Origin of the sequence: Microcoleus sp. bin48.metabat.b7b8b9.023 (assembly GCF_013299185.1) — a bacterium.
Taxonomy (GTDB): Bacteria; Cyanobacteriota; Cyanobacteriia; order Cyanobacteriales; family Microcoleaceae; genus Microcoleus.
In genome coordinates, this window is record NZ_JAAFKG010000001.1 from 46794 (window position 1) to 60378 (window position 13585).

11 protein-coding genes are annotated in these 13585 nt (G+C 45.8%); 3 read left to right on the forward strand and 8 right to left on the reverse strand.

The window, feature by feature from the left end; genetic code table 11:
* Positions 1-21 precede the first annotated feature (21 nt).
* On the reverse strand, positions 22-2367 hold the full coding sequence (gene pcrA / locus QZW82_RS00255; RefSeq protein WP_293142650.1) for a DNA helicase PcrA: 2346 nt from the start codon (positions 2365-2367) through the stop codon (positions 22-24).
* A 316-nt stretch (positions 2368-2683) separates the two neighbouring features.
* Entirely contained in the window at positions 2684-3100 is a 417-nt protein-coding gene (locus QZW82_RS00260) for a YkvA family protein (RefSeq protein ID WP_366664959.1), read from the reverse strand.
* Positions 3101-3364: 264 nt separating this feature from the next.
* Between QZW82_RS00260 and QZW82_RS00265 the strand changes: the two genes are divergently transcribed.
* Complete coding sequence (locus tag QZW82_RS00265) at positions 3365-4114, forward strand: SIMPL domain-containing protein (RefSeq protein WP_293142652.1); 750 nt, start codon at positions 3365-3367, stop codon at positions 4112-4114.
* A gap of 106 nt (positions 4115-4220) precedes the next feature.
* Here QZW82_RS00265 and QZW82_RS00270 read toward each other — a convergent pair whose 3' ends face one another.
* The 6 genes from QZW82_RS00270 to QZW82_RS00295 form a co-directional block, all read right to left on the reverse strand.
* Positions 4221-5492, reverse strand: a complete 1272-nt coding sequence (locus QZW82_RS00270; protein ID WP_293142655.1) for a response regulator — start codon at positions 5490-5492, stop codon at positions 4221-4223.
* A gap of 12 nt (positions 5493-5504) precedes the next feature.
* Positions 5505-8297, reverse strand: a complete 2793-nt coding sequence (locus tag QZW82_RS00275; RefSeq protein WP_293142657.1) for a hybrid sensor histidine kinase/response regulator — start codon at positions 8295-8297, stop codon at positions 5505-5507.
* Positions 8298-8764: 467 nt separating this feature from the next.
* On the reverse strand, positions 8765-9211 hold the full coding sequence (locus QZW82_RS00280) for an SH3 domain-containing protein (protein ID WP_293142660.1): 447 nt from the start codon (positions 9209-9211) through the stop codon (positions 8765-8767).
* A gap of 122 nt (positions 9212-9333) precedes the next feature.
* Positions 9334-9687 carry a DUF5615 family PIN-like protein gene (locus QZW82_RS00285; RefSeq protein ID WP_293142663.1) on the reverse strand — a complete coding sequence of 118 codons (354 nt, stop codon included), beginning with the start codon at positions 9685-9687 and terminating at the stop codon, positions 9334-9336.
* The gene (locus QZW82_RS00290) at positions 9684-10016 is read right to left on the reverse strand and encodes a DUF433 domain-containing protein (protein ID WP_293142666.1); all 333 of its coding nucleotides are present in this window, start codon (positions 10014-10016) and stop codon (positions 9684-9686) included. The genes QZW82_RS00285 and QZW82_RS00290 overlap by 4 nt, the downstream gene beginning before the upstream one ends.
* Before the next feature lie 51 nt (positions 10017-10067).
* A complete protein-coding gene (locus QZW82_RS00295) occupies positions 10068-10250 on the reverse strand; it encodes a hypothetical protein (RefSeq protein WP_293142669.1) in 183 nt (60 codons plus the stop codon).
* 24 nt (positions 10251-10274) lie between these two features.
* Between QZW82_RS00295 and QZW82_RS00300 the strand changes: the two genes are divergently transcribed.
* A complete protein-coding gene (locus QZW82_RS00300) occupies positions 10275-11456 on the forward strand; it encodes a F420-0:Gamma-glutamyl ligase (protein WP_293142672.1) in 1182 nt (393 codons plus the stop codon).
* Positions 11457-12160: 704 nt separating this feature from the next.
* A complete protein-coding gene (locus tag QZW82_RS00305) occupies positions 12161-13480 on the forward strand; it encodes a GNAT family N-acetyltransferase (RefSeq protein WP_293142675.1) in 1320 nt (439 codons plus the stop codon).
* Positions 13481-13585 lie beyond the last annotated feature (105 nt).

Below are 13585 nucleotides of genomic sequence, written 5' to 3' on the forward strand. Positions count from 1 at the left end.
TTTCAACCGCAGGGTATTCTATCACACTCGCTGCAACTTCGCTGTTCTCGGATCGATGATTTTGCGGCCCAAACCTGTAAACTTAATTGCCAGATTAGTTTTATCACCCACTCCCAAAACGTGGGTAATTTCTCCGACTCCAAAAGCATGATGAAAAACTCGTTCGCCCGTTTTCCACTCTGACGGAGAACTTCCAGAATTAGCTGCTGAATTATTAGTCTTTCCCTGGGATGCAGCCGTTTTACCAGTCTTAGTTTTCTTCGTACTTCCAGCCAGCAAATGTGTTGGTAACTCGCCCAAGAATAGCGAAGGCGTACAGTGTTCGCGGTATCCTCCCCAGAGGCGGCGTTCGCGAGTGTGAGTGAGAAATAGCAATTCCTGGGCGCGAGTGATGCCGACGTAGCACAAACGGCGTTCTTCTTCAATCGCTTTCGGGTCATCCAAACTGCGGAAATTGGGAAATAAACCCTGTTCCATTCCGACTAGAAATACTACGGGAAATTCTAACCCTTTTGCTGAGTGCAGCGTCATCAGCGATACGCGGGAATCGTCTTCTTTCAAGTCATCTAAATCGGATGCTAAAGATGCTTTGGCTAAGAATGATGTGAGGGTGGGTTCTTCGTTTTGTTCTTCAAATTGTAGCACCGCGTTGTACAATTCTCGAACGTTTTCGATCCGGTTTTCGGCTTCTTCGGTTCCTTGGTTTTTCAAATCGTCAATGTAACCAGAATCTTCGATAATTCCTTGGACAATTTGCGACGCGGGCGTGGTTTCAAGTTTTTGTTGCCAATGGTGAATCATTTGGGCAAATTTAATAATAGCTTTTGCCGATCGCCCTGCGAGGGTATTTACAGAAGACTCATCGCTGAGAATTTCCCACAACGGAATCCCCAACTGGGTTCCAGCATCTTCGATTTTACCAAATGTGGTGTCGCCAATGCCGCGGCGGGGAGTGTTGATGATGCGTTTGAGGCTGACGCTATCGTCGGGATTGGCGATCGTCCGCAGGTATGCTAGGATATCTTTGATTTCTTTGCGATCGTAAAACTTCAGACCGCCGACAATATTGTAGGGAATATCCAAGTACATTAACGCTTCTTCAAAGGAGCGAGATTGAGCATTTGTGCGGTAGAGAATCGCAAAGTTACTGCCGTGTTCGTATTCCGAGTTTTGGCGCTTCAGCGTTTGAATTTGACCAGCCACAAATTGTCCTTCATCTAACTCGTTGTCAGCGCGCCACACCACAATCGGAGATCCGGGTTCGCGAGTCGGGCGCAGAACCTTCTCGATGCGTTCGGTATTGTGTTCGATCAAGTGGTTGGCGACTTGCAGGATGTTTTCGCGCGATCGATAATTCTCTTCTAATTTTACCATTGTCTGAGTCTTCTCGTCCGACAAGCCGTCGCCGAAATCCTCTTGAAATTCCAGCAAGATGGTATAATCTGCCATCCGAAAACTGTAAATTGATTGATCCACATCGCCCACGACAAAAATCGAGCGGTTTTGCCATTTATCAAACAGTTTCGGGTCAACATTATTCGTGACTAACATCCGAATCAAATCGTATTGAGTGCGGTTGGTATCTTGATATTCGTCTACTAAAATATGTCGAAACTTGTGATGCCAATAACTTAAAACTTGCTCGTTTTGGCGCAAAAGTTTCACCGGAACCAGAATTAGATCGTCAAAATCTAAGCCATTGTTAGCTGCTAAAGCATCTTGGTAGCGGCTGTAAACATCGGCAATGATACGGCCTCTGTAATCTGGTTCTGCTGCTAAGTATTCTTGAGGCGACCAACCTTTATTTTTAGCGTTGCTGATGGCGTAGCGGACTTTTCGCGGGTCAAATTTCTTATCATCGAGGTTGAGGACTTTGGTAACGATTTGTTTGACGAGAGTTTGAGCATCTGACTCGTCAAAAATCGAAAAATTCTTCTTCCACTGGCGGCCTTTTTCATCTTGATATTTCTCAATGTCGTAGCGGAGAATGCGGCCGCACAGAGAGTGAAAGGTTCCCATCCAAATCTGTTTGGTAATTCTGTGGTAAATTTGCGATCGCAATTTCGTCTGTATTTCCGGCGCTAAATCTGCCAAAGGTTTGCCATATTCCACTTCAGCTTGCTGAGTCGCCAGCAATTTCTCAATTCTTTCTTTCATCTCCCTAGCAGCTTTATTCGTAAATGTCACCGCCAGAATATTTTCAGGATCGACTCTGTGGGTGCGTACTAAGTTAGCTACGCGGTAAGTTAGAGCTCGGGTTTTCCCAGAACCGGCGCCTGCTACTACTAACAGCGGCCCGTTGTAATGGACGACTGCTTGGCGCTGGGATGGGTTGAGGTGGCTGAGGTGATCGGTAGTTTGAGTCATAGTTGGATAGTTAGTTGTTGGATTTTTTTAAGGGATAAATAATACTTAGTGTTTGATACGGGGAGTTTTTTTAACGTAGAGCGCGATCGCCCTACAATATAATATCAGTTTAAGTTAATTATCTGCATTTTTTTTGTTTGTAGTCGGGACTTTAGTCCTGATTTGATTAGAAACCGGAGAGCGGACTGAAGTCTTCACTACGAACCTTAAGAAGGACTGAAGTCCTCACTACGAACCTTAAGAAGGACTGAAGTCCTCACTACGAACCTTAAGAAGGACTGAAGTCCTCACTACGAACCTTATCCAGTTTTAGTTTTTAACGTTTAAATATTTGTTTTATCCAAATTGCAGCTAATATTCCCAAACCGATCCAGATGGCAATAATTACAGCAGCAACTGTCCGATTTATCGGTTTTCCTCGCTCTATTTCAGCGACTGCTTTTTCCCGACACTCGGCTAAAACCTGTGGCGGAATCATCTTGATTACCAGCCAAATTCCTAATGGTACAATTATTAAATCGTCTAAGTAACCGAGAATTGGGATGAAGTCGGGAATTAAGTCGATCGGGCTAAAAGCATAGGCAACTGTAACACCTGCTAAAACTCTCGCATACCAAGGCACTCTCTGGTCTCTACTGGCTAAATAAACAGCGTAAGTTTCTTTTTTTAGTTGGCGGGCAGCTTGTTTTAAGGATTGCATATAAAAACTAATGACTAATTGGGCATAGGGCATAGGCAAAACCGGGCATAGGCAAAACCGGGCATAGGCAAAACCGGGCATACCTCGGCACGCTTGAGAACCGCTATAAAAACTAATGACTAATGACTAATGACTAATGACTAATGACTAATGACTAATGACTAATGACTAATGACTAACGACTAATGACCAATGACTAAAATTTTTAGTTGCTAAAAACGTAACAGGCTGAATCTTTAGCAATTCCAGTGCGAAGGTCAAGTATATCATCTGTTGTATGTGAGGAGCATCGAGTTTATGAATTCAAATTTGCAACGCAATACTAGAATCAATTTTCGCAGTCTGCTAACAGCGTTATGTTTAACCTTAACTCTCGTGAGTTTTGTGAGATTAGATCCGGTACAGGCTCAAGAACAGCGGATCAGAACGCTAACAGTTACTGGGCGCGGGATAGAAACAATTCCCACTACTCAAACTCAAGTTAGTTTGGGAGTTGAGGTGCAGGGAAAAACGGCGGCCGAGGTGCAGCAGGAAGCGGCAAAGCGATCGTCCGCTGTGGTAGAATTGCTGCGATCGCGCCAAGTGGAAAAACTCGAAACCGCCGGTATCACCCTCAACCCGAATTACAGCTACGAAAACAACCAACAGCGCTTAATAGGGTATACTGCTACGAATACCGTTAGTTTTCGCATCAATACTCAATCTGCCGGCACTTTGCTCGACGATGCGGTGAAAGTCGGAGCAACCCGAATTCAAGGTGTGAGTTTTGTGGCCGCCGAAAGTGCGATCGTCCAAGCTCAAAAACAAGCACTCAAAAAAGCAACTCAAGACGCTCAATCGCAAGCAGATGCAGTCTTAAACTCGCTCAACTTCAAGCGGGGAGAAATTCTCAGCATTCAAGTCAACGGTGCTTCCGCGCCGCCTCCCATCAATCGCAGAGACATTGTTGAAGCTCGCGGTAGTGCTAATTTTGGATTATTTCCAACCCCAGTAGTGGGAGGGGAACAGCAAATAGAAGCTTCTGTTACTTTGCAGATTAGCTATTAATTCAGGGTTCGTAGTGAGGACTTTAGTCCGCAGAATTTGATGCGGACTAAAGTCCTCACTACGAACCAGTTTTAGGATATTAATTTGAGCGAATATAAGATTAATTTTAAATAGGAAGTTCGATCGCAAATTCAGTACCTTTCCCGGGGATAGACTTGCAGAACAATTGACCGCCGTGCTTGTCGCTCACAATCTGCTTAGCAATCGACAATCCCAGCCCAGTGCCCTTACCCACCGCTTTTGTGGTAAACAAAGGTTCAAACAAATGTTGTTGAATCTCCTCCGTCATTCCCAACCCGTTATCGGCAATTCGGACGATCGCACTTTCGCGCAAAACTTCCGTGGTAATGGTAATATTTAGAGGACGCTGGTCTTTTTCCCAACCCTCTTCCACAGCATCGATCGCATTTGCTAGCAAATTCATAAACACTTGGTTCATCGGGCCTGGATAGCATTTAATTAGGGGCAAATTACCGTAGTTTTGGATAACTTCAATGGCGGGGCGACATCCTTGATCCTTGAGTCGGTGTTTTAACAGCAACAGCGTACTATCTAGAGTTTGGTGCAGATCAATCGCGCTCACACTATCTCCATCCGAACGAGCAAAGTTTCGCAGCGACAGCGAAATATCTTTAATGCGCTCAGTGCCTACTTCCATGGAATTCAACAAGTGAGAAAAATCCTCGATCACAAACTCCAAATCTATGTCTTCAATCTTGCTAGCGATATCTGATGGAGGTTCAGGATAATATTTTTGATAAAGGCTAAGAAGTTCTGTAATCTCAGTAAGATATTCCTTTGCAGGCGCAATGTTGCTGACCATAAAACTCAGCGGGTTGTTAATTTCATGGGCGACTCCCGCCACGAGTTGTCCCAGGGCGGACAGTTTTTCTTGCTGCACTACCTTGACTTGGGCTTTTTGTAAAGCGCAGGTGCGTTCTGTAACTTGCTGTTCCAGATTGTCGGTCAACTCTTTGAGCCGCCAGTGAATGTTAACTCTCGCAATTACTTCGTCTTGTTCAAAAGGTTTTGTGATGTAATCCACCGCACCTAATGACAATCCTTTCATCTTACTTTCGGCATCTGCTAAAGCAGTCATAAAAATGACTGGAATTGCCTTTGTTAGCTGGTTCTCTTTAATTCGGCGACAGGTTTCAAAGCCGTCGATTCCCGGCATTTGCACATCTAGCAAAATTAGTTCGGGAAAAGGGTTTTTTGCCGAATTGACCGCACATTTTTCTAGCATAGCGAGCGCCGATTCTCCATCCACGGCTACCCGCACTTTGTAGCCTGCTGTTTTTAAGGCTTGCGACAGCACAGACAAATTGGTGGAACTGTCATCTACTATGAAAATAAATTTTTTATCAGACTCAATCATGATTTTTCCCCCTTAAACTTTTGATAAATGTTCTTGAATCAATGCCCGCAGCTCTTTGACTTGAAAACCTTCTGCCAAAACGAGTATTTTTTGGGCAAAAATCGCGTGTTCTGGATTCGCTGTTTGGATTTCCTCGGCAATCTCGATTACCGCATCTAAATCGCCAGATTGAGCTTGTTCATCTAATAACTGTAAAATCTCGATCGCCGGAATCTGCATTTCATTTGGCATCGCATTTTGCGCTTTTTTACGCGCAGTTACTGTGTCGTCATATACCCAGTCCAATTGCAAATATTTTTGAAGTAAGCCTAGCAATACATCTGCTTGTACTGGTTTTGGCAAAAAATCATTTCCGCCTGCATCCAGGCTCTTTTGGCGATCGATCTCAAACACGCTTGCAGACGACACTAGCACGATCGCATCTCGCAGTTGAGGATGAGTGCGGATTTCGCGCAAAAACCCGAATCCGTCCATCACCGGCATCGCTAAATCGGTGAGGATTAAATCCGGTGCGGTGGCTAAAGCGATATCGAGTCCTTCCTTACCATCAGCCGCTTCAATCATCTTAAAGCCGATCGGTTCCAGCAAGTTCACCAGCACCGCACGATTTTCCCACCTGTCATCCACCACCAAAATTTTGCGTTTGTCGCCCAAGTAGCCCAAAACAGCCCCCAGTTCGACAATTCTCGAACTCTGGGCCCAATTTTGCGCCTCGGGGAGTGACACTTCAAAGGAAAAAATACTGCCAACTCCTGCACGACTGTCGATCGCAATTTCACTCTGCATCAAACCCACAATCTTTTGACTGATCGCAAGTCCCAATCCAGTACCTTCCGATTGTTTTTTCACATCACCTACTTGCTCAAAAGGCAAGAATATTTTCTGAACTTGTACTGCGGTCATTCCCGGGCCTGTATCTTCAACTCGAAAGCTAATTTTGTATATTTTTTCAATTCCATCTAACGGAGAAATTGAATCGGAAAACTCAGCATCTTTAATCACATCAACCTGAAAAACAACTCCACCTTTTTCCGTAAACTTAATCGCATTTCCCAGCAAATTTAGCAGCACTTGGCGCAAACGTTTCTCATCACCGCAAACCCCCGTCGGGAGTTGCGAATCAATCTGCAAATCAAAGGTAATTGCCTTTTCCTGAGCGCGAATCATGCAGATTTCGGCAACACCTTGGATGAATGAAGGTAGGTGAAAAGCTGTGGGATGCAATTCGAGTTTCCTGGCTTCAATTTTCGACAAATCCAAGACATCATTAATCAGCGTTAGCAGGTGCGAACCGCACTGATAAATGATATCAACGCCGCCGCGTCCTTTTTGCGTCATGGGTTCGCTGCGCTGGAGAATTTGTGCGTAGCCTAAAATGCCGTTGAGGGGAGTTCGCAATTCGTGGCTCATGTTAGCCAAAAATTCGCTTTTAGCGCGGTTAGCACCGTCTGCCATTTCTTTTGCTTGTTTGAGTTCTACAGTGCGTTCTTCGACCCGCTTTTCGAGTTCCGCGTTGGTATTTTCCAGGGTTGTAAAAGAGTCGCGCAGTTGCTGCGCCATATCGTTGAAGGATTCCGAAAGCACGCCGAGTTCATTCTTACCGGAGACTTCCACAGTGCGATCGAATTTCCCGGAGGCGAAATCCTGTGATGCTTTGCTCAATAGTGCGATCGGCTCAGCAATCAGGCGGGAAGTATAAAAACCAACAATCGTCGCCACAATTAAAGCGCCGATACAGAATAGAATCGTGGTGCGAGTATTAGCATTAATTTGCCCCATGAAATCCGATTCAGGAACCGCCACAACTACCAACCAATCCAATCCCCACTCATCTTTCCAGGGTAAAACTTGGACAAACTGCTGTTCTTTATTCAGCAAGAAATCAAGCTGTTGATTATCTTTAATATTGTTGAGATCGCCAAAATGCTTAACTAAATATTGAGATGTCGATCGGATCAGCACATCGCTACTTTCTGATGCGTTTAACCGTTTAGGCTTGCCATCAATCAATTTAAAAGGTTGCTCGGTGCTGGAACTCGCAACAATTAGCCCGCTGCGTTCCAAAATAAACGTTTTGCCCGATTTACTGACTTTCAATTTACGCAAAAAATCGCTAATTTCCGAAAGACGCTGGTCGATGACGATGACACCAATTAGTTGATTTTTCTTGTCATAAATCGGTCTGTTTGCAGAAACAGACAGAGGATAAGGCGTGGTTGTCCACTGATATAAAACCCATGTCTGTTTTCCAGCTTTAACCGTGTTTGAGTACCACGGTTCTTTCTCGAACTCAAAATTTTTAAATATCTCAGCAAGCTTAGTGGGATTGCCCTGACTATCTGTATTGTAAAAGTAATGATCTCGATTGCCACGTTGCTTTGGATTGCTGATGCCAGAAATAATATTTTGATCTGTTTGATATCCAGCACCCGCATACTCGCCTCCGGGAGCACCAAAGCTGATGTAGCCGACATGAAACAATTGCATTTGTTTCCAGAAGAAACGAGCCATATTATCTAAATCTTTGGGATCGAGCAATCCCACGTCGAAAGCATCACCATTCACCTGAGCAAGGTGGCGTGCTGTGTCGAGTTGACCGTCTAAGTGCTGGTCAATGCGACTGCTGACTTCTGTCCGCAGTTGAGACGCCAAATCGTTGACTGCTTTCTGTCCGTTGCGAAAAGATAAGTAGCCAACAATACCGACCGCCCCCATCATTTGTAACACGAAGGGGACAATCAAAACAGCTCGCAGCGGCGCGCTACCTATGAGTTTGTTAAAGATTGAAGCCTGGGATGATGGCATATGACAATTCGCTATTGCAGCGAGGCGGATATTCTTTTTGCTCGACTACACTTAGGCGAGCTGTTTTTTTATAGACATCGATCGGGCGATCGCCTTTATTTGAGTATCACCTAATTTGTGGTTATGTATCGATATTAACCCAAAAATGGTTTAAGCTAATATTTTTCCCAATGAATTTAATACCTCGCCCGCACAGCAGCACTTCTAGAAGTTTCTCTAAGTTCCTCGGAGAAACCGGGTTGATGAGGTAAGCGCGTTTTTGAGGTGTTGTTCGCGCTGTCCTGGTAAATAAATATCAGGGAATTCTCGTAGGATTTGTGCCGAATTGATACTTGAAGTTTGGTGGCAAATACTTAAGTACATAGAATCGGATAAGTGCGATCGAGAGTTGTTTGGGCGATCGTATATTTAAAGTAAAATAAAAGAGAAAGTCCGTGCAGAGTGCCTCCTCTTTTTGAGCGCCACACCTAGGGATTAGGACATCTGAGTTTCAAAAAGTCTGCTTTGATCCAACCTTTGTACTCACTTGCTCTCAATCTTGTCGTCAAATACCAGACATTTCCTTCACTATCTTTGCGACTGAGTGGAGATACGACAGCACTTTTATTTTGGTCATCATTAGCGACAATGACTAGATTTCCTACCGATACAGTGCCTACAACGCTAAAAATGCTTCCCGCACCCGATCTGATATTAACTTGTGAGCCAATATCTTCACCTACAATATCGGCAACGCAGCTTTTGTCTGTGATAGATTGAGCGCTGACACTTTGAGTAAATTGTGGAGCAAATATAGTGAGAGTGGCGATTTCTACAAATACGAAAACGCAAATTTTTACAGGTTTCATGAGTTGAAGATGAGCGACAATCAGAGCTTGCTTGAGTGCATCGTGGTAGATATCTTGAACTGGCATCGCGAGGCGAGGTAATTTGATATTCTACATTTTAGCTCAAGTGCGATCGCCCGGGAGCTGCATCCCAAGCGCGATCGCACGCATATCCAATCCGGTACCTCACTGCCACAAACGAGCGTTCCTCATAATGGAATAGACATTATCTGATTGACCCACTCCTCGGCGTTAGAAGCTTCCCAGACTAAGATGAGTGCATCAATAGCCTCGCTAATTGGGAGATTTTGAGAAATAATCAGAACTCCTGAACTGTTTTGCGACAGTATGAACTCACCAAACTCGATCGGCATAGTCTTGCGATCGTGCGTTACAAGAACTCTGCCATCTCGCGCTGTAATTGCCAAAACTTCCTCGTCTTTCTTGCCTTCAAATCCTGCTGCGTTGGCTGACTTAAAATCTATATCTGCTTCTCTGCGGATGGTGCCAGCTACAATTGCTTGCTTTAGATCGGCATCTGCCTGAAATCGAACTTTCATCATAATGCGCCTTTTTTCCGATTTTGAGCAGTTATCAATTGTTGGTACAGAAGTGGACTTTTTTGTCTCAAAGACTGTTGCAATTCCTTAAATTCTGCTTCACCTTCTTCTAAGTACGCATCAACGATTTCTCGGTTGGCAAGATAAAAGGCGATCGCACCATAAACCTGTTCTAGCGAAAGAAGTGGAAAATTTTGGGCAATGCTTTCGGGTGCTTCTCCATTCAAGAAGGAATAAACGACTGAATCGAAGGAAATGCGAGTTCCTTGAATCCAATACCCTCCGTTGCGTTGTTCGATATACTGCTTTGTTGGACTGATGGCTAGTGTCATAGGGATCATCGCTGCTTTTTATCTAGATTTTAAACGAATTAGATGAGATAGTTAGATTGGCGATCGCCCTTCGCTGCATCCCAAAGTACGCGCGAGCAAAGCTATCACGTAGGGAATCGCGCATCCCATCCCCACAGCCCGCCACAGACGCAGGAATCGCCCCCAACTAAGCCTGCCAATCCAATTACTGCCGGATCGGATCTCGAAGTGCCCGAGATCGACTACAGTAAACACAAAATATTATTGGCGGTGATTTAAGTGATTGAGACTTTAGCAACAGGAATCGCAGCAGCCGGTTCGCTGCTGGCATTGGGCGGATTGGGCCTAGAGTTGAACTATCGCCGGACTGGGAGTGCAAATAAACTAGAACTTACAGCCGGAGAATGGCACTTAGCTATAAACGAACCCAACCGCTATCTGTTGGTTGGCGAAATGGAATTCCGCAATCTGACACAGCGGTTCGAGATTATGTTGCCAGATGTGCGGGCTCAGGTGAAACTGCTGTCAGACGGAAGTTTAGACGGCGTGACTTCCCAGACAAAAGTCATTCCTTGCCACGAAGACGCAGAAGCAAGAGCAGACGATTACTGGTTCGGCTATATTGTTAAAGCCAAAAAAACCACGAAAATTAAAGTTTCCGTAGACATTCAAGGGCAAGATTTAAACAAATTGCAGTCAGCTTGGGTGCAAATACATTTCATCACCTACGGCCCAAGCGGGCGCATCCCCAGAGTCCGCAATGTAGTAGTCCCGCTGCAATTTCCCAACTCCGACACCGTACCCACAGCCCGCAATGTCGGCGTTGCAGAAGTCTTCCCAATTCGCACCCACATCCTCGCCGAACTCGACAATCCCGTCGAAATTGTCAAGCGTTACGTGTTACCGCGCGCCAACAAAGGCGATATTGTCGCCCTCGCAGAAACTCCCCTAGCCTTAATGCAGGGACGCTACCGCCATCCCAGCGAAGTCAAACCCGGATGGGTAGCTAAGCGAGTCTGCTTGTTTTTCTTGCCGATGTCGAGTTTGGCCACGGCTTGCGGAATGCAGACATTAGTTGATGTAGTTGGGCCTTGGCGTGTAGTGGCCGCATTTGCGATCGGCTCTATAGCTAAAATATTCGGTAAACCGGGAGTCTTTTACCAACTAGCAGGGGAACAAGCCAGACTAATTGACGACGTTACCGGGACTTTGCCTCCCTTCGACCAATTTATTGTCCTCGGCCCGGACAATCCGCAGCAAGTTGTAGAAGAAATTCAACGAGAAACCGGACTTGCGGCGGCGATCGTAGACGCTAATGACTTGAAAGCAGTTAAGATATTAGCAGCGACCTCCGATTTATCGATCGCATTTTTAGAGCAAGCCTTACGCAGCAACCCCGCCGGGAATGCTGACGAACGAACACCGGTTGTGTTAATTCGACCTCTGCCACAGAAATCTTGAGTTGAAGACTGAAAATTAAAAAATCAAACTAATGATTTGAAATTTTTAATTTTAGATCGATCGAGAAAGGTGAAGAATTAAAAGTTATAAGTTTAAAACCCAAAACTTCCCTGACTCTTCCCCTTTCTTAAAGATATTGGATTTTTTAATTTTTCTGGTGCAGTTTCGTGCTATTACGGTTCTCAACTTTCGTGAGGGACTCGCCCACAAAAGCGTGTCAACTTAAAGCTAAAAGCCTTTGTATATGTTGTTTACCGCTGAGGCCAGATCCCCCTAAATCCCCCTTAGGTCGGGGGACTTTGAGAATGCTCCTGTCCCCCCCGACCTAAGGGGGGCTAGGCAGGGCGGTTTTATTGTCGTCAGACAAATTAGGTACGTAGTTGGGCTTGGGCCCTCTTTCCTAATATTATAAAGAGCGCGCTGAAGCGCAACTACGTACCTTGACTCAAACGCGAGCCGACCTTTGAGCGATAATTTTGGTAGTTTGAGATTTCCTATCCTGACAATAAAACCACCCTACTTCTTAAGGGGGAGTAGGGGGCAAGCTAAGGGGGGATCTGGCCTTAATCACTGGACAGAAGACCAGCACTACGTTTGACATTAAGCTGACATCAATAACCAATAACCAATAACCAATAACGAATAACCAACAACCAATAACCAATAACGAATAACCAATTTATACCTTACTTGAGAATTTCTATATGACTTCATTTCCCTCCCAAAACCAAAACCAGGTTGTGATTCGCCCGTTTCAGTACCGCGACATCGAAGCGATGGAACAATTGTGCGCGGAAACAGCCGAACAACCAGAAAAACGCAAGGGCGCAAGCTGCGACTTGGTACTAGGTAAAAAGTTTCAGCAGATTCGTCGCTGGTACGGACTGCTAAAGCTGTTTAGCTTGTTTCCCAACCCTTGTCAGTCCATGTTTCGAGCCCATGTTGCCGAAGAAGAGGGGACAGTTAAGGGCGTAATTCAGATTTCTCCTTTCAACCGCACCCGCAGCACTTGGCGGATCGATCGCGTCGGGGTAGACCCAGAAGCCCGCAGCAAAGGCATTGGTTCGATGCTGATGCGGTACTGCTTCGAGGCTGTGTGGGAGGCACGCACCTGGCTGCTAGAGGTGAATGTCGGCGATAAAACTTCCCTGGCATTGTACCGCCAGAACGGGTTTCAGCCGTTGGCCCAGATGACTTATTGGTCGATCGCCCCGGAACGCCTCCAACAAATGGCCTCCGCGACGCCAGATTTGCCCAACCTGCTGCCCGTAAGCAACGCCGACGCTCAATTTCTCTATCAACTCGATACCGCATCTATGCCGCCGTTAGTACGTCAAGTATTCGATCGGCACATTCAAGACTTCAAAACCAGTTTTTTCGGCGCCTTATTTGAAGGTGTCAAACAATGGCTGAGCAAAACAGAAGTAGTCAGCGCCTACGTATTTGAACCGCAGCGCAAAGCCGCGATCGGCTATTTTCAGATACAGCTATCCCGCAACGGCCAACAGCCGCACGTCGCCCAGTTGACAGTGCACCCGGCCTACACTTGGCTGTACCCCGAACTGCTATCCCAAATGGCGCGCCTCGTTCAAGACTTCCCAGTCCAAAGCCTGCAACTGGCTTCCGCCGACTATCAGCCGGAAAGGGAAGCTTATTTAGAGCAATTTGGAGCCGTGCGTTTGGAACACAGCTTGCTGATGTCGCGATCGGTGTGGCACAAATTGCGCGAGTCCAAGTTAGTCTCCCTCGAAGGACTCCAGCTATCAGAAATGCTGCAAAGCTTCCAGCCAACTCGCAAACCCGTACCGGGTCGGATGTCCTGGCTCGGCCCGATGGCTGGAGAAGCCACAACAGGGCCCGCGTCGTCTGAGATTAAGCCCTTTTTGTTGGACTCCGGAAAAAATCAAGCCGATCGAGTTAACCCTTTGAACAGCCAAATCTCCGAATCTGGAGCAACAGATGCTAGCAGCATTTTGCCTCTGAATTTGCCGGAATTGCCTCTAGACGGAGACGCCCAAGAATAGGACTTAATTCCTGATACGATGTCCGCTCAATAAAAGGTTTGTAGTGAGGACTTTAGTCCTCTTATTTTATGCGGACTAAAGTCCTCACTACAAACCTTAAATTAA